This window comes from Halopiger xanaduensis SH-6 (assembly GCF_000217715.1).
Lineage (GTDB): Archaea > Halobacteriota > Halobacteria > Halobacteriales > Natrialbaceae > Halopiger > Halopiger xanaduensis.
Map to the genome: position 1 here is coordinate 1123317 of NC_015666.1, position 21034 is coordinate 1144350.

At 64.2% G+C, this 21034-nt stretch carries 22 protein-coding genes; 16 read left to right on the top strand and 6 right to left on the bottom strand.

Annotation, left to right across the window (positions count from 1 at the left end):
- Window positions 1–61 precede the first annotated feature (61 nt).
- Together HALXA_RS05555 and HALXA_RS05560 are read left to right on the top strand one after the other, a co-directional pair.
- Complete coding sequence (locus HALXA_RS05555; protein WP_013879331.1) at window positions 62–256, top strand: cold-shock protein; 195 nt, start codon at window positions 62–64, stop codon at window positions 254–256.
- A gap of 261 nt (window positions 257–517) precedes the next feature.
- Window positions 518–793, top strand: a complete 276-nt coding sequence (locus HALXA_RS05560; RefSeq protein ID WP_013879332.1) for a PadR family transcriptional regulator — start codon at window positions 518–520, stop codon at window positions 791–793.
- Window positions 794–975: 182 nt separating this feature from the next.
- Here the strand turns inward: HALXA_RS05560 and HALXA_RS05565 are convergent, their stop codons facing one another.
- Together HALXA_RS05565 and HALXA_RS05570 are read right to left on the bottom strand one after the other, a co-directional pair.
- The gene (locus HALXA_RS05565; protein ID WP_394324797.1) at window positions 976–1440 is read right to left on the bottom strand and encodes a Tfx family DNA-binding protein; all 465 of its coding nucleotides are present in this window, start codon (window positions 1438–1440) and stop codon (window positions 976–978) included.
- 210 nt (window positions 1441–1650) lie between these two features.
- Entirely contained in the window at window positions 1651–2136 is a 486-nt protein-coding gene (locus HALXA_RS05570; RefSeq protein WP_013879334.1) for a TRAM domain-containing protein, read from the bottom strand.
- Window positions 2137–2433: 297 nt separating this feature from the next.
- Between HALXA_RS05570 and HALXA_RS05575 the strand changes: the two genes are divergently transcribed.
- The 4 genes from HALXA_RS05575 (at window position 2434) to HALXA_RS05590 (ending at window position 7988) form a co-directional block, all read left to right on the top strand.
- Entirely contained in the window at window positions 2434–3225 is a 792-nt protein-coding gene (locus HALXA_RS05575) for an electron transfer flavoprotein subunit beta/FixA family protein (protein WP_013879335.1), read from the top strand.
- The gene (locus tag HALXA_RS05580; protein ID WP_013879336.1) at window positions 3222–4175 is read left to right on the top strand and encodes an electron transfer flavoprotein subunit alpha/FixB family protein; all 954 of its coding nucleotides are present in this window, start codon (window positions 3222–3224) and stop codon (window positions 4173–4175) included. Before HALXA_RS05575 ends, HALXA_RS05580 begins: the two co-directional genes overlap by 4 nt.
- A 231-nt stretch (window positions 4176–4406) precedes the next feature.
- Entirely contained in the window at window positions 4407–7088 is a 2682-nt protein-coding gene (locus HALXA_RS05585; protein WP_171814661.1) for a methyl-accepting chemotaxis protein, read from the top strand.
- 57 nt (window positions 7089–7145) lie between these two features.
- Window positions 7146–7988 (top strand): polyprenyl synthetase family protein, encoded by an 843-nt coding sequence (locus HALXA_RS05590; protein ID WP_013879338.1) that lies wholly within the window; start codon window positions 7146–7148, stop codon window positions 7986–7988.
- A 33-nt stretch (window positions 7989–8021) separates the two neighbouring features.
- On the opposite strand, the gene HALXA_RS05595 is transcribed toward HALXA_RS05590, so the two are convergent.
- Together HALXA_RS05595 and HALXA_RS05600 are read right to left on the bottom strand one after the other, a co-directional pair.
- Window positions 8022–9158, bottom strand: coding sequence for a DUF373 family protein (locus tag HALXA_RS05595; protein ID WP_013879339.1), 1137 nt, complete (start codon window positions 9156–9158; stop codon window positions 8022–8024).
- Between the two features lie 163 nt (window positions 9159–9321).
- A complete protein-coding gene (locus tag HALXA_RS05600; protein WP_013879340.1) occupies window positions 9322–9924 on the bottom strand; it encodes a hypothetical protein in 603 nt (200 codons plus the stop codon).
- 191 nt (window positions 9925–10115) lie between these two features.
- On the opposite strand from HALXA_RS05600, the gene HALXA_RS05605 reads away from it, so the two are divergent.
- Window positions 10116–11111, top strand: coding sequence for a radical SAM protein (locus HALXA_RS05605; protein WP_013879341.1), 996 nt, complete (start codon window positions 10116–10118; stop codon window positions 11109–11111).
- Window positions 11112–11499: 388 nt separating this feature from the next.
- Complete coding sequence (locus HALXA_RS05610) at window positions 11500–11823, top strand: hypothetical protein (protein WP_013879342.1); 324 nt, start codon at window positions 11500–11502, stop codon at window positions 11821–11823.
- A 232-nt stretch (window positions 11824–12055) separates the two neighbouring features.
- On the opposite strand, the gene HALXA_RS05615 is transcribed toward HALXA_RS05610, so the two are convergent.
- Window positions 12056–13378, bottom strand: a complete 1323-nt coding sequence (locus tag HALXA_RS05615) for a helix-turn-helix transcriptional regulator (RefSeq protein WP_083822826.1) — start codon at window positions 13376–13378, stop codon at window positions 12056–12058.
- 190 nt (window positions 13379–13568) lie between these two features.
- Between HALXA_RS05615 and HALXA_RS05620 the strand changes: the two genes are divergently transcribed.
- Both HALXA_RS05620 and HALXA_RS05625 read left to right on the top strand, forming a co-directional pair.
- Complete coding sequence (locus tag HALXA_RS05620) at window positions 13569–14825, top strand: DUF7096 domain-containing protein (RefSeq protein WP_013879344.1); 1257 nt, start codon at window positions 13569–13571, stop codon at window positions 14823–14825.
- A gap of 111 nt (window positions 14826–14936) precedes the next feature.
- Window positions 14937–15428, top strand: coding sequence for a type IV pilin N-terminal domain-containing protein (locus tag HALXA_RS05625; protein WP_013879345.1), 492 nt, complete (start codon window positions 14937–14939; stop codon window positions 15426–15428).
- Between the two features lies 1 nt (window position 15429).
- On the opposite strand, the gene HALXA_RS05630 is transcribed toward HALXA_RS05625, so the two are convergent.
- The gene (locus HALXA_RS05630) at window positions 15430–16053 is read right to left on the bottom strand and encodes a methyltransferase domain-containing protein (protein WP_013879346.1); all 624 of its coding nucleotides are present in this window, start codon (window positions 16051–16053) and stop codon (window positions 15430–15432) included.
- Between the two features lie 155 nt (window positions 16054–16208).
- Between HALXA_RS05630 and ahaH the strand changes: the two genes are divergently transcribed.
- From ahaH to HALXA_RS05660, 6 genes are read left to right on the top strand one after another with little or no spacing between them, the layout of a single operon-like run.
- On the top strand, window positions 16209–16541 hold the full coding sequence (ahaH, locus tag HALXA_RS05635; protein WP_013879347.1) for an ATP synthase archaeal subunit H: 333 nt from the start codon (window positions 16209–16211) through the stop codon (window positions 16539–16541).
- 4 nt (window positions 16542–16545) lie between these two features.
- Window positions 16546–18768 carry a V-type ATP synthase subunit I gene (locus HALXA_RS05640; RefSeq protein WP_049895201.1) on the top strand — a complete coding sequence of 741 codons (2223 nt, stop codon included), beginning with the start codon at window positions 16546–16548 and terminating at the stop codon, window positions 18766–18768.
- 3 nt (window positions 18769–18771) lie between these two features.
- Window positions 18772–19047: a hypothetical protein gene (locus tag HALXA_RS05645; protein ID WP_013879349.1), complete on the top strand. Its 276-nt coding sequence runs from the start codon at window positions 18772–18774 to the stop codon at window positions 19045–19047.
- A 24-nt stretch (window positions 19048–19071) separates the two neighbouring features.
- A complete protein-coding gene (locus HALXA_RS05650; RefSeq protein ID WP_013879350.1) occupies window positions 19072–19659 on the top strand; it encodes a V-type ATP synthase subunit E in 588 nt (195 codons plus the stop codon).
- On the top strand, window positions 19656–20705 hold the full coding sequence (locus tag HALXA_RS05655; protein ID WP_013879351.1) for a V-type ATP synthase subunit C: 1050 nt from the start codon (window positions 19656–19658) through the stop codon (window positions 20703–20705). Before HALXA_RS05650 ends, HALXA_RS05655 begins: the two co-directional genes overlap by 4 nt.
- The gene (locus HALXA_RS05660) at window positions 20702–21034 is read left to right on the top strand and encodes a V-type ATP synthase subunit F (RefSeq protein ID WP_013879352.1); all 333 of its coding nucleotides are present in this window, start codon (window positions 20702–20704) and stop codon (window positions 21032–21034) included. Before HALXA_RS05655 ends, HALXA_RS05660 begins: the two co-directional genes overlap by 4 nt.

Below are 21034 nucleotides of genomic sequence, written 5' to 3' on the forward strand. Positions count from 1 at the left end.
GTTTCAGAATTCTAATTGTAGCACAACTGTTATACGTGTGGCCCCGGTTCGTACGGTTGCAATGGCGAAAGGCAACGTTGATTTCTTCAACGACACAGGCGGTTACGGTTTCATTTCGACTGAGGACGCGGACGAGGACGTATTCTTCCACATGGAAGACGTTGGCGGCCCGGACCTCGAAGAAGGCACAGAGATCGAATTCGACATCGAACAGGCCCCCAAGGGCCCCCGCGCCACCAACGTCACCCGCCTGTAAAACGGTGCTTCGCGTTCGGTAACGGGTTTCAGTATACAAACCAGTTTTTTGGCGACCCTCCCTCCCAGTGACGACGCCCCGCAGCCGATCGGTCGGGGCTCGAGCAGCGCTATCGTATCATAATCTGGAGGGGTGTACGATACCGGAAACGCCGAGTACGCGGTCTAACGCTGTATTAGTCCGTTTGAAACCGTCTACGGGGCCGTGATACGCGATAGATAACAAATAGTCGCTCTCTTGGTGTGATCACACGGGTGAAACATGGACGATCTGACCGGATTCCAGCGGGATCTCCTGTACGTCATCGCCGGCGCCGACCAACCGTCGGGCCAAGACGTCAAAGACGAAATCGAGTCGTACTACAGCGCCGATATCAACCACGGACGACTGTATCCGAATCTGGACACCCTCGTCAACAAGGGGCTCGTCGAGAAGGGACAGCTCGACCGGCGGACGAACTATTACGAGATCAGCGACCAGGGAGTACAGGCGATCGAAGAGCGCCGCGAGTGGGAGCGCCAGTACATCGAGGAGTGACTGCGGCGGCTCACCGTCCGTTCTAGTTCGCGTCGCTCGACGGCCGATCGAGATCGGGAGTCCAGTCTCGAATCGAGCGCGACTGCAGGAGCGTCTCGTACCGGGAGATCCGTCGGCTGGGCCGGGATCGTAACTGGCAGTCACACGCAGAACCGGGTGCGTAATCGCCAGCAGCGGCCGTCTTACTCTTGATGGCGAACGCGAACCATCCCGTTCGAGGTGACGCCGATGATAAGCGGCGTCGACACTTCGCGCCCCGAGACGGCCGAGCCCGCCGAGTCGCTGACGACCTTCATCAGGTCCGGCGCGGTGTAATCGACCTTGACGCCGGCCTCGTCGCAGGCCTCGTAGACCAGGTCGGGCACGTCGTAGAGGTCGGTGCCCGCGGGCACGCGGACGCGAACCGGCGCTCGGAGCGCCTCCGCGAACGCGACCGTCTCGCGGGCCTTCTCCAAGTTTTCCCGCGCGCTCGACTCGATCGAGGAGACGTTCGCGCGCGAGGTGCCGAGCGCCCCGGCGATGTCGGCCTGCGAAATCCCTCGCTCCCGCAGCGCGAGTACCTGCGCCTGACGGTACGTCAACACGCTCGAGTCGGGATCGAACCCGATCTCCTCGAGGAGCTCCTCGACGTCGTCGATCATGGCCACGGTGACCACCGCCGATCGGATCGGCTCGGCCGCACGCTCATACCGGTGGTATGACGCGGTAGGATCAAAGCTTCCCCGGTCTCGAGGCGTCCGCGTCGCTCGGTCGTGGGTTCGTGGCCGAAAACGATCTCCAACGAGTCGATACACGACGGCCGATCGCCGCGGTTCCGAGTGCGGCGACCGGCGACTGTCTGTCGCTGTCCGCGCCGACTACGAGCCCCAGAAGTTCTCGCGACTGCCGAGCCGTTCGCGAGCGCGGCTCTTCCTGTCCGTCTCCTCGCTCTCGTCGTCCGCTGCGGCCTCGTCTGCGTCCGCGTCGCCGTCCGCATCCGAGTCGGCATCGTCGCCCTCCTCGTCGCCGTCCATCGGGAGCTGCTCGAGAGTTTCCGCGCGAGCGTGGTTGCTGTGGACTTGCGTGATCTCGACGCGGGCGCGACACTCGGGCAGCAGGCCGTCGACGAGGACGATGAAGCCGTCCTCGGTGCGGCCGACGCCGGCGCCGCTCTCGTGCATGTCGACGATGTCGAGTTCGACCTCCTCACCGGATTTGACGGGCTGAGTCTTCAGGTCCTCGATGGGCTGGCTGTAGTGTTGACACCACTCTTTGCCCCCTCGATCACCGTAGTGTTGGCACCCCATTCCCGAGATCGGTTCGGAGAAGCTCGGACAGTCGTCGGCGAGCGGACAGTCTGCCATGAATCGTAGTACCAGTGGCGACGTTAAACCGTTTCCGTCTCGTACGCGGGGGAACGACGTCCGTTCGGCTACTCCGCCGTTACTGCGGTGTCGGTCGTGACGGGCGCCGTCGCGTCGATGGGCCGCCACGTTCGCTGGCGGATGCCTCGAGACGATCGGCTATCGACTCGAGGCGTTGTCCCAATCGCTCTGACCGACGTCCGGTTCGACCGGACCGTTACTGGAGCGCGCAAAAACGGTAAACGCGGTGTAAATTGTTTCGAAAACGTTTACGGCTGGGGCGTGGAGTCGTATCCCATGAAAATACTCGTCACGGTCAAGGAAGTCGTCACCGTGGACGACGAGTTCGAGATCGAAGGCACCGAGATCGCCGAGCGGTATCTCGGCGCCGACCTGAACGAGTGGGACGACTACGCCGTCGAGGAGGCCGTTCAACTGCAGGAAGCGGGGATCGCCGACGAGGTCGTCACCGTCACCATCGGCCCCGAAGACTGCGAGCAGACGATCCGCCAGGCGCTCGCGAAGGGCGCCGACCGCGCGATCCGCGTCTGGGACGACGCCCTCGAGGAGTTCGACCTCCTCGACGTCGGGGCGAAGCGGGAACTCCTCGGCGCGGTCATCGCCGAGGAGGACCCCGATCTCGTCCTGACCGGCGTCCAGTCCGGCGACGACAACTTCGGCGCGACCGGCGTCTCGGTCGCCGAGGCGCTCGGCTACGAGTGGGCGGCCGTCGTCAATCACTTGGAACACGACTTCGAGGGCGGCACCGCGTCGGTCCGGCGCGAACTCGAGGGCGGCGTCGAGGAGCTCACCGAGGTGGAGCTGCCGGCCGTCCTGACCGTCCAGACGGGGATCAACGAACCCCGGTACGCCAGCCTGCGTGGAATCCGCCAAGCCCAGCGCAAGGAACTCGACGTCGTCGGACTCGCGGACCTCGGCGTCGACGCGGCGGCGATCGAACCAAAACTCTCGCTGACGGACATGTACGAACCCGAAAGCGAGAGCGACGTGACGGTCTGGGAGGGTGACGCCGAGCAGACGGCGACGGAACTCGCCGACCTGCTTCGCGATAAGGGGGTGGCACAATGACTGATATCCTCGCGGTCGCCGACCACCGACGCGGCGAGCTCCGCGACGTCAGCTACGAACTGCTCACCGCCGGCCGGCGGCTCGCCGACGAAACCGGCGGCGACCTCCACGTTGCCGTCATCAGCGGCACCGTCGACGACTTCGCCTCGAAGCTCGACCGGGAGGGCGTCGACGTCGTCCACACCGTCGACTACGGCGAGGAGTTCAACCACGGCGTCTACGCGCAGGCGATTACCCAGCTCTACGACCGGCTCGCGCCGCAGTACGTCCTCGCCCCCAACAGCGTCAACGGACTGGACTACGCGCCCGCCGTGGCGACCGCCCTCGACGTGCCGATCGTCACCGACGTCGTCGGCCTCGAGACCGACGGCGAGACGCTGACCGCCACCCGCGAGATGTACGGCGGGAAAGTCGAGACGACGAGCGAGCTCGAGGGCCCTGCGGTCGTCACGATCCGCGGCGCGGAGTGGCCCGCCGCCGAGGGAACCGGCGACGCCGCGATCGAAGCCGCCGACGTGACGATCGACGAGGACGCGCTCGGGTCGACCGTCAACGGGTTCGAGGAGGTGGCCGGCGGCGACGTCGACATCAGCGACGCCGACGTGCTCGTCTCCGTCGGTCGCGGAATCGAGGAGGAGGAGAACCTGGACCTCATCTTCGACCTCGCGGAGGCGCTGGACGCGACGGTGTCGTCCTCTCGGCCGATCGTCGATAACGGCTGGCTGCCCAAGAACCGACAGGTCGGCCAGTCCGGAAAGGTCGTCACGCCGGACGTCTACATCGCGATCGGCATCTCCGGTGCCGTTCAGCACGTTGCCGGGATGAAAGGCTCGGATACCATCGTCGCGATCAACACCGACCCCAACGCGCCGATCATGGACATCGCGGACTACGCGATCGTCGACGACCTGTTCGACGTCGTGCCGGCGCTGACGGCGGAATTTAGCTAATTCGACCCCAGAGTATTCGCTACGGCTATCTCTATCGGTTTCTCCATCCGCTGACCGTGGTGTCTATTCGAGATATTCGGTTCCAGCGTCGTTCTGCGAACACGAAGATTTATTATCTGCTGATAGTCACCTCTGCCTATGTCTCCAAGGATTCGGGCTATCGTGCCGAAATTTATACGACGGAGTTATTCACTAAAGTTTGCGATTATCTTGCTGGTCATCGGCGTCTCGGTGGGTGCAATCGGGGTCGTCGGGACCGCACAGATCGAAGACGGCGTCCAGTCGAACGTCTACGAGAACTACGAAACGCTCGCCCTCCAGCAGTCGGAGGCGGTCCAGGAGTTCCACGCGGACAATCGGCGGACGGTCCAATCGATCGCTCGCTACAGCGGGCTCGATTCTGCCAATCAATCCGAAGCGCAGGCCTACATCGACAGCGAGGTCGCCGATCTCGACGGCGGCGGTGCAGGCGAGGTGAACGTCCACTACCTCGAGGAGAACGGCGACGTCGTCGCGAGCTCGCTGGTCGAACCGGGAACCGACCTCGAGGGTGACTGGGTCGACGAGCTCGACCAGCAAAGCGGGACGTACGTGACTGACGCGTACCAGAGCGGCGAGTACGACGACTCCACGGCGCGCGTCGCGTACGTGACCGATTCCGGCGACGTGCCCGACGGAAGGGTGCTGGTCTATACGGTTCCCGTGAGCGACTACTCCATCAGCAGCACCGACGGCACGCGGACGATGGTCGTCGACTCGAGCGGCACGGTCGCGTTCGGCGAGACCAGAAGCGGCCTTCTCGAACCGTACGACGAATCGGACGAGCTGATGAGCGATGCCGACTCGCTCGAGTCCGGCGGCATGGAGGCCGGCCCGGCCCAGGGAGTGCTCGCAACTGACGACGCGTTCGCCGGCGAGTCCTACGTCGTCGGCTACGCGTCGGTCCCCGGAACGGACTGGGTGACGCTCGTCCACACGCCGACCGAGCAGGCCTACGGGTTCGTCGAGGACGTCCGCACGTACGGCACGTTCGCGACGGCCGGCGCCGTGTTGCTCATCGGCCTCGTCGGCGCGGGCTTCGGCTGGAACACCTCCAGATCGATCGACCGGCTGACCACGAAGGCCGCCCGCATGGAGGAGGGCGACCTCGACGTCGATCTCGACTCCCCCCGGATCGACAGCATCGGGCGGCTCTACGACGGGTTCGACAGCATGCGCGACTCCCTGCAGACCCAGATCGAGGAGACCACTCAGGCCCGCGAGGAGGCCGAAGCGGCCCGCGCCGAGGCCGAACGGCTCAACGACCACCTCGAGGCGAAAGCCGACGAGTACAGCGACGTGATGCAGACCGCGGCCGACGGCGACCTCACCGCGCGGATGGACCCCGAGAGCGAGAACGAGGCGATGACCGAGATCGCCGCGGAGTTCAACGACATGATCGCCGAAATCGAGGCGACGACGGCCGAGGTCAAGTCCTTCGCGACCGAGGTCGCGACGGCCTCCGAGGAAGTGACCGCCTCGAGCGAAGAAGTTCGGTCCGCGTCCGGTCAGGTCGCGGAGTCCATTCAGGAGATTTCCGAGGGTGCCGACCGGCAGAACGACAGCCTCCAGTCGGTCACCCAGGAGATGAACGGCCTCTCGACGACGATCGAGGAGATCGCCGCCTCCTCGAACCAGGTCGCCGAACTCGCCGAGCGGACGGCCGAGACCGGCGAACGCGGTCGCGAAGCCGCCCAGGAGGCCATCGAGGGGATGCAGGAGATCGAAACCGACTCCGAGTCCGCCGTCGAGGAGATCGAACGCCTCGAGGAGGAGATGGCGCAGATCGACGACCTGCTCGAGTTCATCACCGAGGTCGCCGAGCAGACCAACATGCTGGCGCTGAACGCCAACATCGAGGCCTCGCGCTCGAGCAGTTCCAACGAGGGCTTCTCGGCGGTCGCCGGCGAGGTCAAGGAACTCGCCGAGGACACCCGCGAAGCCGCGGCCGACATCGAAGACCGACTCGAACAGATCAAGGAACAGACCGACCGCACCGCGACGGAGGTCCAGCGCACCAGCGACCGGGTCTCCGAGCACACCGACTCGGTCGAACGCGCCGCGGACGCGCTCGACGAGATCGCCGACTACGCGACCGAGACCAACACCGGCGTGCAGGAAATCTCCAACGCCAGCGACGAGCAGGCGGCCTCGACCCAGCAGGTCGTCGCGATGGTCGACGACGTCGCGGCGATCGCCGAGCAGACCAGTTCCGAGAGCGAGACGGTCGCCGCCGCCGCCGAGGAGCAGACGACCGCGCTCACCGAGGTCTCCCGCAGCGCCGGCGAACTCGCGAACCGCGCCTCCCACCTCTCGGAGACGCTCGACAACTTCGAGACCGACGCGGACGTCGAACCCGGCGCCGCTGCTGACCTCGAGTCCGAACCGGAGTTCGATTCCGATTCCGTTTCGGACGCCGGATTCGACGCGGCCGACGGCGACGCGCTCGAGACCGACCTATCGAACGGGACGTGGAGCAACGAGGACGACGATTCGGACGCCGAGACCGTGATCGGCGGTACGGACGGTGACGACGTGATCGGCGGTCACGGTGACGATGATGATGACGGGGACGCCGGATTCAAACTCGCCGAAGACGCCGCGAATGAGTCGGACGAGGACGTCGCGGAGGGCGACGAGGTCATCTCCTTCGACGAATCGGGCGTCGAACTGAACGAATCGGACAACGAACCCGACCAGTCGCAGAAATCCGCGGCCGACGCGGAGAACGCGGACGACACCGACCCCGTTGACGACGCGATCGAGGACGCGGAGGCCGGCGACCCAGAAGACGACAGCGAGGCCGTCGAAACGGACGACGGCGCGGACCCGCTCTCGGACTCGTTCCAGTTCGATCGCTCGGACGACGAGTAATCGAACTCGAGCGGCCGAACCGTCACCTACTTTTTTACCCTCTCCTAAAGCCCGCCAATGGAACTTCTGGAGCGCCGTCGGGCGCTAATTGAGGAGCGTCTCGTCGACGTTATCGACGGGGTCGATCCCGAGACGCTCAACGAGGAAGTTCGCCACGTCGCGCTGTCCGGCGGGAAGCGCGTGCGGCCGATGGTGACGGTGCTGGCCTGCGAAACGGTCGGCGGAACGGCCGAGGACGCGGTCGAGTTCGGCGTCGGCATCGAACTCGTCCACAACGCGTCGCTCGTCATCGACGACATCATCGACCGCTCGGAGCTTCGCCGCGGGACGCCGAGCGCCTGGGCCGAGTTCGGCTACGGGCCGGCGATCATCGCCAGCGACGGCCTGCTCGGCGAGGCCTTTAGCCTCTTCTCGGCGGATCCGGACGCGACGCGAGTCGTCGCCGACGCGATGGTCGAACTCGGCATCGGGGAGGCGACGGAGCTCTCGGCCAAGCCGGAAAACGAAGCGGAGTACATGACGCTGGCCCGCCGTAAGACCGGCGCGCTGTTCCGCGCCGCCGCCGAACTCGGCGCGATCGCCGCCGACTCCGAGCCGGTCACCGTCGAGGCGCTGGGCGAGTACGCCGAGCGCGTCGGGATCGCCTTCCAGATCCGGGACGACGTGTTAGACGCCGTTTCCGACCCCGAGGAACTCGGCAAACCGACCGGCCACGATGCCGCCCTCGAGCGCCCGTCGGTCGTCCAGGTGACGGACCTCACACCCGAGGAAGCGAACGCACGCGCGCGAGCGGAAGCCGACCGCGCGATCGACGCGCTCGACCGAGTCGAGGTCGCCGATTCGGAGGCCGAGGAGTACCTGCTCGAGCTGGCGGAGTTCGTCGTCGAGCGCGAGCGGTAAGGAGCGCCGTTTTCGGAAATCGGATCGGCAGACTCAGACGCTATCCGCCTTGCGCCGACCCTCGGCGTCCGTTTCTGACTCTGACTCGTCCTCCGAGTCCGCGTACCGCGACTCGAGGACGGCAAAGGCGAGCGTGCTCGCGATGCCCAGCAGCGTTCCGGCGGTCAGCGCCGCCGCGAGGTAGCTGATCGCCACCCTGTCGAGGAAGAAGGCGCTAACCGCGCGCAGGACGAGCGCGATCGAGACGACGTAGAACGGCGCGTTGAGGTACCGCCACTCGAGGCTGCCGGCGATGTACTCGTCGGTGATCTGGCCGAGGCTGGTCGTCACGCCGGCGGCGGCGAGCCACTGGATCGAGCCGTAGACCAGCGCGGCGAGCATGACCGGCGCGCTGACCTCGCCGGCCGTCGACTCCCGGACGGCCTCGAGTTCGTTCGTGCCGCTGACGCCGCCGAGGACGAACAGGGCGGCGGCGACGACGTACGCGAGCAGCGTCGTCCGACCGGCGTACAGCGAGCGCCGGGCGCGTTCGACCGCGGTATCGAGTCGGTCGCCCAACCGCAACCCGCGGGAGATGAGGTAGAGCCCGAGCAGCGCCGAGGTCGTCCCGAGGACGAAGCCGGGCATCTCGAGGGCGCTGCCGATCAGCGCGAGCGGGTAGATCAGCAGTAAGATCCCGAGCGGGATCAGGACGGTCCCCCGCGTCTCGGGGTCGTCCAACACCTGCTTGATGGTGTAGTACATCGACTCCAGGTTCTGGGCCTGCCGGACGACGACCCGTCGGACGCCGTCGATGGGGACCCGCGAGCGGATCACCGGGATGACGGATTCGTCCTGCGCCCCGTCGGTGATGACCAGGGCGGTGACGTCCTCGGCGGTCGAGAGGCTCGCGAGGACGGTATCGACTTCGTCCCCGACCTCGCGGTTGGCGGCGACGTCGCCGTCCTCGTTGCCGGTGACGACGGCAACCTCGACGCTCTCATCGCGCTCGTCCAGATCGTCGTAGACGTGTAACCCCTGGAAAATGACGTTGACGTCGGAGTCCTCGGGGTCTTCCGTCGCGAGGGCGATCGCCGCCTCTTCGACGGGGTCGCGGCCGATCACCGGCGTCGTGAAGCCGGTCTTGCGACCCAGGTCGTCGTCGAGGTCGACGCACAGGACCAGCAGCATCGTCCCGTGGTTCGCGGGCGTGGTATTTCCGTTTTCTGGGTTCTCGAGGGATCGACTGCCGTCCGAATGAGATCGGCGGGAATAGCTTTGTTATAGGACGTAATTACCCGTTATGCTCGAACTGTGCGGATGTATCTCGTCGGTCGAGGGCTCTCCGTCCCCGCTACCGGGATGCGTTTTCATCGTCCTGTCGCTCGACGATCTCGAACTCCGTCGCTAACGCCAGCGGATCTCCCGGCGAGTCGTCTGGTAATCCCCAGAAGAGCAGCCGATAGCGTCCGATGGTCGGCGTCGAGCAGAAGGCATAGTGCTCGAGGCCGCTGTCGTGGATCGACGCGTGGAGGTCCCACGATCGTTCGTCACCCGGTGCAAGCGGCTCCGTCCGTTCGGTCCACTCGTAGTCCTTCTCGACGCCGAAAATCGTGTACCACGCTCCGTCGTCACCGCGGGCCTGAACGGCGAGCCGGTCGTCAGCGTAAATCTCGATCTCGTGGTTACTGCTGTTCGTAAGCGTGACGGTGAAATCCGTCAACTCTTCGACTTCTGCGGGGACCTCGAGTGACACGCCGGGAATCTGCTCGTCGTAGACCACTGTCCGGCCCTCGAATTCCGGGGTGAGGTATCGATGGTGGTCGTCCCGGCATCGCAAGTCGTCCTCGTTGTCAGTGTCGCCTAACTCGAGGCCGTCGGCGCAGCCGCTCCCGAGCGCAATCGCTCCGCTAGCGATCCCGACGAGCAGTTGTCGTCGTCCGGGTCCGTTCGGCATTTTGATTACCGTTGGCGATGCACATCGCGGTCGGATGATATATGTTTTCTCATCGTCATGAGAGCGATGACAGCAACGTCACCGTCGATCCCGACGGACGGCGCGCACGCATGGTTCGCCGCGGGACACCCACTCACACACCGTTTCGAACCCGGTTCGCTTATTCCGCTGGAACCGCTCAGTGCGAGTAGATGATCTCAAAGGGCTGTGAGCAGTGCGCGAAAGGCGGCAAGATGGTCCTGTTCGTCTACGGTTACTGCGACCAGCGCGACTGCTTCTACTGCCCGCTCGGCGAGAACCGCAAGAACGTCACCAACGTCTACGCCAACGAGCGACAGGTCGAGGACGACGAGGACGTCATCACCGAGGCCAAGCGGATGGACGCGCTGGGGACCTCGATCACCGGCGGCGAGCCCCAGGAGGCGCTGGACCGAACCTGCCACTACCTCGAACTGCTGAAGGACGAGTTCGGCGAGGACCACCACACCCACCTTTACACCGGCATCACCGGCGGCCGCGAGAACATGCGCCGCCTCTCGGAGGCCGGTCTCGACGAAATTCGGTTCCACCCGCCCTACGAGCAGTGGGGTGACCTCCACGGCACCGAGTGGGAGGACATCCTCTACATCGCCCGCGAGGAAGGGCTGACCCCCGCCTTCGAGATTCCCGGCATCCGCGCCGAGGAGGAGTTCCTCGAGTTCTTGGACGAGGGCGCCGCCGACTTCTGCAACGTCAACGAGTTCGAGATGTCACAGGGCAACTACCGCCGGATGCAGGATCAGGGCTTCGAACTCAAGGAAGACCACATGAGCGCCGTCGAGGGCTCTCGCGAGGACATTCTCGAGGTCATGGGCGACCACGAGCAGGTCTACTTCTGTACCTCCGTCTTCAAGGATGCCGCCCAGCACCGCCGCCGCCTGAAGCGCATGGCCCGCAACGTCCGCCGCGAGTTCGACGACGTCACCGACGACGGGACGCTCGTCTACGGGAAAACGTACGCCGACCCCGAACGCTTCGCGGAACTCGGCGTCCCCGAAGAGTTCTACACCGTCAAATCGAACCACGTCGAGGTCGCCTGGTGGCTCCTCGAGGAGATGATCGAGGAGGGCGACCTCGAGGACGGCGAAATCGTCGAGCAGTATCCGAGTTACGACGGGCAAGTCGTCGAGCGGACGCCGCTAGCGTAGTGATTACACCGCGAGTGAGCGGAGCGAACGAGCGGCTTTTTGGTGCAGATTTTTGGAGGAGGGTGAGCGGAGCGAACCCGACGAGAAAAAGGTGCGCGTAAATCGTCGAGCAGTACCCGAGTTACGACGGGCAAGTCGTCGAGCGGATGCCACTGGCGTAGTGGTCGGACGCGAGTGAGCGGCGTCTGCGGGCCGGACCGATGTCTCGAATCCTTCAACGATTGACGAGTAAATGACCGACCGACTCCCGTCCCAACTTCGAAGTCAATTGTCTCGAGTAACGTACCAAGATACGTGTGTCAGAAGCAAAAAGTTAGACGTGTTAGTTTTCGGACTGCTATTCGATGGCACGTCTTGACTGGCACACACGAATACAGGGAGGGGACGGATGAGTCACACCGAACTCGAGGCCGTCGAGAGTGCGACGTCCGTCTCGTTCGTCTGCGACGACTGCGGTCGGGTCCACAACCGAAACAACCTGCCGTGTAACAACTGTGGGTCGATGAGCCTCTCGGCTGCTGCCGACGAGGACATCGACAACACGCAGGAGATTGACGAGGAGGAGTCGTGGCGAATCGTCCGCGACGCCAGTCGCGGGATTACCGGTCTGGGCGTGTTCGTCTACCTCGTCGGAACCTTGACGCTGCTCGTCGGCCTAGCGATACTGGCGCTCGGCGGCGTGATCTACGGGAATTTGCTCCTTGGCGGCTGACTCGTCGGCGTCGCATGGACCGTCGCCGGATTCGTGGTGATTCCGGCCATTCGGTGGGATTGAGGATCGGGTTGCCATCTATCTCTCTTCCCGAGCGGTTCTGGGTTGCTATCTGGCACTTGTCGGAGGGAGTTTGGCGCTCGCTGCCGCACTGTGACGTCTTATTTCTCGAGTCTCGATTATACGGGCGAAATACGAACCGCAAACCAAGTGAACGTGAACAGCGACTGTGTTAATCCACTTCGGTCGGATCGACTTCCGGCAGCGTGATGAGGTTCTCCCGACCGATCCGTAACTTCTCGATCTCGCCGTCGTCGTCCATCTGCGAGAGCAACTGCGAAACCTTCGCGTTCGACCAACCGGTTTCGTTGACGATCGCCGCCTGTTTCATTCGACCGCCGTTTCGTTTGAGCATCCGCTGAACCCGCTCTTCGTCGCTCAACAGTTCGGGATCGATATCGTCGTCGGGCTCCTCGTACTCGAGTTGAGTCTGCGCCGCGGCCGCCGTCGAGTCGGCGCTCGATCCCGACGCCGATTCGCCACCGGATCCGACGAGTTCGGAGCCAGATCGCGTTTTTGTCTCCGACGCGTGGCTCTGTCCCCGTTCGAGCAGCGGGATCCGATCGATCGGTAAGTCGAAGCGTTCGGACCGCGCCGCGTATCGGTAGGCGAAGTAGCCGCCGATTCCGGCGGCGATCAGAATTCCGAGCGCCGACCCGGCGAGCCATACTGAACCGGGAAACATCGATTGTGGGCCGGCGGGGCCGCGCAGGAACACGATTTCTAGTTCTTCTTCCTCGAACTGGTGGGGACCGTTCCACGTGAGCGAGGAGGGCGTCTCGAGGGCGTAGTTCTGCGGGGGTTCGATGACGAGCCGTTGGTCATCGTACAACGGTAACCAGCTCTCGGTGTCCTCGTCGGGAGTCTGCAACGCTTCACCGAAGTAAATGCGGTCGTCGTCGACGGTCGCGAAGTTCGTCCACGTAACGGAGTACGTGATGACTCCGATTCGCGTCCCGTTGTTGAGATCGTTGCTTTCGGGCTCTCTAATCTGCGGTTCGTCCCAGCCGGCGTTTCGAAGTTCCATCTCCCGGTCCGTCACGGTTTCCGCCTGCGTGACGTACCGTTCGAACAGCTGCACGTCGTATCCGGTATTTATTCGTCCCGTTCTGACAGCGTCGGCGAACTCGCGAAAGGTGGCTACGTCGTCGTCATCGGCGATCAGAAATCGGGATTCGATTTCCCAGCGGACGTCGCCGTTGCTCGAGACGTTCAGTCGAATGATCTGCTTTGGATCGGCGGCGGGGAGGGGTGTCTCCGTCTGGGACTGAACCGAAGCGGGACTCGAGGTTGACATGGCGTGCTGATCATACTCATCAGAGAGGGAGGAACGAACGAGAGCAGTATCGAGCGCTGTGGGCGCCGCTGATGGGGATCGGTCGGCCACCGCTTCTGAACCGGTTGTCGGTGTCGAAGCGGCGGCGGCGATCGGTCCCAGAGCGGCCGTAGCGAGGAGGACGGTGAGGGCGATCGTAACGGCGGGGGATAACCGCATGCGTACCAACGGGTGGTCCCCCCGGGGAAAAAACCCTTTCCATCGAAAATAAAACGTCATTGACCCTCGTAAAACGTCGTGAAACGTCACCACGGCGAACGCCGGAACCACTCAAGTCGGGTAACATCAGTATAGGCGGACGGTAACTGGTGCGACCATCTTTTATATCAGGAGGGCATACGGTAGGCCGATGACCCGCGCGCTACCTGCCCTCCTCACAGTACTCGTCCTCTTTTCCCTTCCTGCGACAGTTCTTGTCGGGGCGGACACCGAGGTCGGAACCGGGACTCAATCCGACGGACAGCAGACCGCCCAACAACAAACGCCGGTTACCGTCGAAAACACGACGAATCGACTCCCGCTCGAGGGGGAAACGATGGGCGGATACGTCGAACACACCCCGGATCTCGGCACGGCGCTCGCAAACGCCGACGACAAGCTTCGAATCGATCATGAACAGTACGTCATCGTCGAGAGCGAGTTTGACGAAGCAAGTGCCGACGAGCGCGAGGCGATGATCGAGGCCGCCTATAATCGGACTCAAAACCGAACTGAAGCGCTTGAGGAACGCGAACGGGACGCTATCGAGGCATACGTCGCCGGGGAACAGAGCGAAACCGAGGTTCTCGGAACGATCGCTCGAAATTACCACGAAGCGGTGCTGTTAGACGAGGCGATTAACGATCTCGAAACCAAGTCCTATCGGACGTCCGGCTACTCCCTGCCGTCCGATCGAATGCGAGCCGATCGAACGATTCTCGAGGCGCACCGCACGGAACTTCGAGCGGGAATCGCGACGACGTCCGACTCCGAGACGTATTCGGTGCTGTTCGAAGCGTCCGCGAACGCGAGCGGCTACCGGCTCTCCGCGATCGACGGCAGTAATTATCTTACCGAAACCGTTCGGTTCGACAATCGCGATCCGACCCAACCCGATCAGTTCGCCGAGTACGAGTCGATCGATCGGGCCGATTCTCTCTATCCGTGGGCTGCCGATTCGATCAGCGGCGATTTCCCGAGTTCGCAGGATCACAGTACACTGAAGAACCTCTACTGGATCGAATACGCTCACGAGAAGGGGAACCTCGAGGTCTATCTCGACGGCGGAACCGGGCACGTGTACCGCGAGGTGCAGGTCCTCTCGGTCGGATCGCTTCCCGTTGCCGGCGAGCGGACGCATTCGGAGGACGGGATCGAACTGTCGCTCGACGAAACGCCGGCGAACGGTCCCGCCGAGATTACCGTCGTCGATTCGGCGACGGACGAGCCGGAATCGGCGACGATTTCGATCGACGGATTCGAGATCGGAACGACTGATCCCGACGACGGGACGCACTGGATCGTCCCGCCGAGCGGCGGGGAGTACGAACTACAGGTCGAGACGCCATCCGAAACCCTCAACGTGACCGTTTCGTCCGCGGATTTTAGGTCGAATACAAGTCGTTAAGCGAACCGCTCTTTCGGAGCCGCGGTCATTCTTTCCGGCTGTGGGAAGACGACGGCTCGAGACACCACTCCGATCCGACGGTTTATATGTGTATCCGCGGCCAAAACCGCCGTGATCCGGCGAGCGTCGGTTTGCAAGACCCCATCCGATCGAAGCGTCAGTTCCGTTGTCGGAACGATCCTTCTGCTCGTCATCGCGGTCAGCGTCGCGGGCGTCATCTTGATCGGCGTCTCGACGTGGACTCCCGAATCGCCGGCGATGACGGCCTTCGAACTATCGGCCGATAGCGACCGGTCGACGATCACAATCGAACACCGCGTGGGGGACACGATCGACGTTCGAGAACTGTCGATTACGGTGATCGTCGACGGCACGGAACTGACCGAACAGCCACCGGTCCCGTTCGTCGGTGCGACCGGGTTCGACGGCGCGCCGACGGGGCCGTTCAATGCGAAGGCCGATCCCAAGTGGAGCGCCGGCGAGCGAGCGTCGTTCGCCGTTGCGTCAACGAACGAGCCGTCGTTCAAGATGGGCGATCTGGTTCGGGTCAGGCTGGTCGTCGACGGGCAGGTGATCGCGGATCTCGAGGCGGTCGCGCGGTAGCCTATTCCGGCGCGCGACCGATCGTCGTAATCGCGACTTCCGGATCGTAGGAGGGGCCCATGAACGCGTGTTTCACGTCCTCGAAGCCGGCGGTCTTGAACATCGCGTCGGCCTCGTACTCGTCGTAAAACAGCATTATCGAGTCGGCCAGATACTGGGCGAGCACGTTGTCGGGGTAGTTCGGGCCGACGACCAGCACCTGGCCGCCGGGTTTCAGCACGCGGCGGAACTCCCGGAGGGCGAGAATCGGGTTCGGCCAGTACTCGATCGAGCCCGAGGACCAGACGACGTCGAAGGTGTCGGTCGCGAAGGGGAGTCGCTCGGCGTCGCCGCGGTGGAAGTGGACCGGCGGCGCCCGTTTGCCGAACTTCGCGTAGGCCTGCTCGAGCTGGTGTTCGCTCTGGTCGAGCGCGTAGACTTCGTCGACGTGCTCGAGCAGCCCCTCGGTCGCGAAGCCGGTGCCGCAGCCGACGTCGAGTACCGTCATGTCGTCCTCGAGGTCGAGCAGACCGAGCGCGTCCGCGCGCATCTCCTCGGTCCAGATGAAGGGGTTCACCTGGTCGTAGACCTTCGAGAGGTACTTGTAGAACAGCCGGGCCCGGGCTTTGTTCTCGAGAATTCCCATTGGAAGCGACTTTCGGGGCGATCGGGATATGTCTGCTGTTCCCGGTTCCACAGGGTTCGGTAATCGAAAGCTACCCGTCGATCGCGCAACCGGTGCGCGGGTGGCTTTCGCAACTACCATATACGCGCTCTATCAAACGTTCGCTTGCTTAGAGTATGCCGAGGCCAGAGGTTCTCGAACGAATACAGTCGGCGGAGTCGGACGCCGATGAAATCGTCGCACAGGCGGAACAGGACCGCGACGAGCGAATAGCCGAGGCCCGGGAACGAGCCGAGGAGATTCGCACGGAAGCGGACCAAGAGGCACAGGAACTCAAAGAGCGCCGCCTCGAGGAGGCGCGCGAAGAAATCGATCAGGAGTGCGAACGCGTCCTCGAGGAGGGCGAGCGCGAGCGGGAGGCGCTGGCCGACCGCGCGCGGGATCGGGTCGACGAAGTGACCGACCACGTCGTCGAACTGTTCCAGGAGGACGTCCATGCTCAGACCTGAGCGCATGAGCAAGGTCTCGGTGGCCGGTTCCAAGGGCGTCATGCCCGCGGTCATCGAGACGATCCACGAGCTGAACCTCGTTCACCTCTCGGACTACGACGGCTCCTGGGAGGGCTTCGACAACGGCAACCCGATCGAAGGGGCGGACGACGCCTCCGAGAAGCTGGTGACCGTTCGCGCCCTCGAGAGCACGCTCGACCTCGCGGATGCCGACGTCGAACCCCAGCGGGGACAGCTCGACGAAAACTGGGAGAACCGGCTCGAGGAGATCCGCACGCGGGTCAACGAGCTCGACGACCAGCGCAGCGACGTGCGCGACGACCTGCGGCAGGTCGAGGAGCGAATCAACCGCGTCGCACCGTTCGCGGAGTTGGGCATCGACCTCGACCTGCTGTCGGGGTACGAGACGATCGACGTCGTCGTCGGCGAGGGCCGCGTCGACGCGATCGAGGACGCTCTCGAAGCGTCCGACGAGATCCGCGCGTACGAGACGTTCACCGGCGGCGACGTCGTCGCCGTCGCGGCCGCGCCGACCGACGACGCCGGCGCGAACCCGATCGACGACGCGCTCGTCGGCGTCGAGTTCACCCGTCACGAGGTGCCAGACACCGAGAAGAGCCCGTCGGCCTACGTCGACGACCTCGAGTCGCGCAAGGCCGACCTCGAGTCGCGTCTCGAGGAGATCGACGCCGAACTCGCGGAGATCCGCCGCAAGGAGGGATCGTTCCTCCTGCAGGTCGAATCGGAACTGTCGATCGAGGTCCAGCGCGCGGAGGCGCCGCTGCAGTTCGCGACGACGGGCCGCGCGTTCGTCGCCGAGGGCTGGATCCCGACCGACGAGTACGACCGACTCCGCTCCGCGCTGCGGGACGCAGTCGGCGATAGCGTCGAGATCGAGGAGTTAGAGCGGGCCGACTACGACCGTCACGGCGCTCACTCCCACACGGAAGAGGTTCAGAAGGGCGCACCCGCCGCCGAAGACGAGGACGACGAACCGTCCCCCGAGGCCGACGAGGAGCCCCAGAAGGCCGTCACCGACGGCGGCTCCGCGGTGACGATGGGCGACGAACCGCCGACGGTCCAGAACAACCCCGGACCGGCCAGGCCGTTCGAGGTGCTGGTCCAGGCGGTCAACCGTCCCAAGTACAGCGAACTCGACCCGACGATCTTCCTGTTCCTGACGTTCCCGGCGTTCTTCGGGTTCATGATCGGGGACTTCGGGTACGGGCTCCTGTACGTCGCCATCGGCGCGTACATGGCTACGCAGTTCGACAGTAAGGGCATCACCAGCCTCGGCGGCGTCGCCATCTGGGCCGGCTTGTTCACGATGCTGTTCGGCATCATCTACGGCGAGATCTTCGGGCTGCACGTACTCGGCGAGTGGCTCTTCGGCGGGAGCGACCTCCTGCCGCTCAACAAGGGTCTCGAGCCGGCGGCAGCCGACTTCGCGCTCGGGTGGATGGTCGTGAGCGTGCTCGCCGGGATCGTCCACCTGAACATCGGGTACATCCTGGACTTCTACGAGAACCTCAGCCACGGCGTCAAGGACGCCGTCTTCCACAGCGGCTCGTGGCTCCTGATGCTCAACGGCATCTGGATCTGGATCTTCTCGCGACAGGCAGCGGGCACGAAGCCCGGTTTCCTGTTCGAGACGTTCGCGAGCGACGGCCCGTTCCCCATCGGGTTCACCGGCTTCCCGGAGTGGGTGCTCGTGACGATCCCGCTGGGGATCGCCGACTTCCCGCTCTCGGCGCCGCTGCTCGTCTTCTTCATCGGGTTCGCGCTGCTCATCATCAGCGAACCGGTCGAAGCGGTCGAGTTCATCGACGTCATCGTCAACGTCTTCTCGTACACCCGAATGGGCGCAGTGTTGCTCGCGAAGGCCGGGATGGCCTTCGTCGTCAACCTGCTGTTCTTCGGGGCGTACCGGGACCCGGAGGGCGCATTCCACTTCCTGCGGAACCACGAACCGAGCTACGTCGCCGAACACTACGGCGAAGGCGCCGAGGTCATCTTCGGCGGCCTCATGCACTCGGGGACCGCAGGGCTGCTCGGCGGTCTGATCATTCTAGTGGTCGGACACATCGTCGTGCTAGCGCTTGGCGTGACAAGCGCCGGCTTACAGGCTGTGCGCCTCGAGTACGTCGAGTTCTTTAACAAGTTTTATGATGGCGGTGGGGAGAAATACGAACCGTTCGGACACGATCGAACCTACAGCGAGGACTAACCAATGATGGAACCACTGACAGCGTTCACGGAAGTTGTACTGCAGAACGGAGAATCAGCCGGAAACGCCGCGCCGTTCCTTACTGACGCGGGTGCCGCTGCGATCGCGGTCGGTCTCGCTGCGCTCGCATCGGGGTACGCCGAGCGCGGTATCGGTGCGGCTGCCGTCGGCGCACTGGCCGAGGACGACGACCTGTTCGTCCCGGGCCTGATCATGACCGTCCTGCCTGAGACGCTCGTGATCCTGGCCCTGGTCGTCGTCTTCATCGTCGGAGCATAACCGCCTTCCCCGTTTCTTTCACCAATGAGTTTGGACACAGTCGTTGAAGACATTCGGGAAGAGGCCCACGCGCGTGCGGAGGAAATCCGTGCCGAGGGCGAGTCTCGAGCCGACGAGATCGAGTCGGCCGCCGAGGAAGACGCCGAGGCGACCCTCGAGGAGGCCGAGCGGGAGGTCGACCGCGAGATCGACCAACTGCGCGAACAGCGCCTCTCCAGCGCGAAGCTGGAGGCGAAACAGAAGCGCCTGGAGGCGCGCCGCGACGTCCTCGGCGAGGTCCGCGAGCAGGTCGAGGAAGAACTCGCCTCGCTCGACGGGAACACCCGCGAGGAGCTCACCCGCGCCCTGCTCGAGGCCGCCGGCACCGAGTTCGACGCGGGCGACGACGTCAGCGTCTACGGTCGCGAGGACGACCGGGAGCTGATCGAGTCGATCCTCGAGGACGACGCGTTCGACGGCTACGAGTACGCCGGCGAGCGCGACTGCCTCGGCGGCGTCGTCGTCGAGAGCGACCAGTCCCGCGTCCGGGTCAACAACACGTTCGACTCGGTGCTCGAGGACGTCTGGGAGGACAACCTCCAGGCAATCAGCAACCGACTCTTCGAACAATGAGCCTCGGTGCCTCGAACACGGAGTACGTCAACGCTCGCGTTCGGTCGCGACGAGCCAAGCTGTTCGACGACGAGGATTACCGCAAGCTGGTCCGGATGGGACCGAGCGAGATCGCTCGGTTCATGGAGGAGTCGGAGTACGAACGCGAGATCAACGAGCTCGGGGCACGCTTTTCGGGAGTCGATCTGATCGAGTACGCGTTGAACCGCAACCTCGCGAAGCACTTCCAGGACCTGCTGGACTGGGCGGAGGGACGGCTCTACGACCTGATCAGCCGGTACCTCCGGAAGTTCGACGTCTGGAACGTCAAGACGATTATCCGCGGGATCTACACCGACACGCCCGCGGAGGGAATCCAGACGGACCTCATCCGCGCCGGCGAACTCGACGACGCGACGCTCGATCGGCTGCTCGAGGTCGACGAGATCGAAGACGTCGTCGAACTCCTCTCGGACACCATCTACTACGAGCCGCTCTCGGAGGGGCTCGAGGAGTTCGAGGAGACCGGGACTCTCGTCCCGCTCGAGAACGCCCTCGACCGGGAGTTCTACGAGCACCTGCTCGACGACCTCGGCCGTCCCGAGGAGGGGCCGGAAGCGAAGTACGTCGAGTTCCTGGAAGCGGAGATCGACTTCCGCAACGCCCGCAACGCCCTGCGGCTCGCTCGCAGCGGTGCCGACCTCGATCCCGCGGCCTACTACATCGCGGGCGGCGTGCTGTTCGACGAGTCGGAGCTGAGTCGGCTCGTCGCCGACTACGACGAACTCGTCGACCACATCGACGACAGTCGGTACGGCGACCGGCTCTCGGGCGCGCTGGATCAGCTGCGCGACGCTGACAGCCTTATCCAGTTCGAGCACGCACTAGACGCTGCGCTGCTCGAGTACGCGGACACGCTCTCGAGCATCTATCCGGTGTCGGTGTCGGCCGTGCTGTCGTACATCCTCGCGAAGGAGCGCGAGGTCGAGAACATCCGCGCGATCGCGCGGGGCCGCGAGGTCGGGCTCGACGAGAGCGAGATCGAAGAGGAGCTGGTGATCCTATGAGCCAGGAAATCGCAGTCGTCGGCAGTCCGGAGTTTACGACCGGCTTCCGCCTCGCGGGAGTCCGTCGCTTCGAGAACGTCCCGGACGACGAGAAAGGCACAGACTTAGACGACGCCGTCACGGACGTCTTGAACGACGACGACGTCGGTATCGTCGTCATGCACGACGACGACCTCGAGTACCTCTCTCGAGGCGTTCGCCAGGACGTCGAGACGAGCGTCGAGCCGGTCGTCGTCACCATCGGGAGCGGCACCGGTGGCGGCGGACTCCGCGACCAGATCAAGCGTGCGATCGGTATCGACCTGATGGAAGAGGACGAAGAGAGCTAA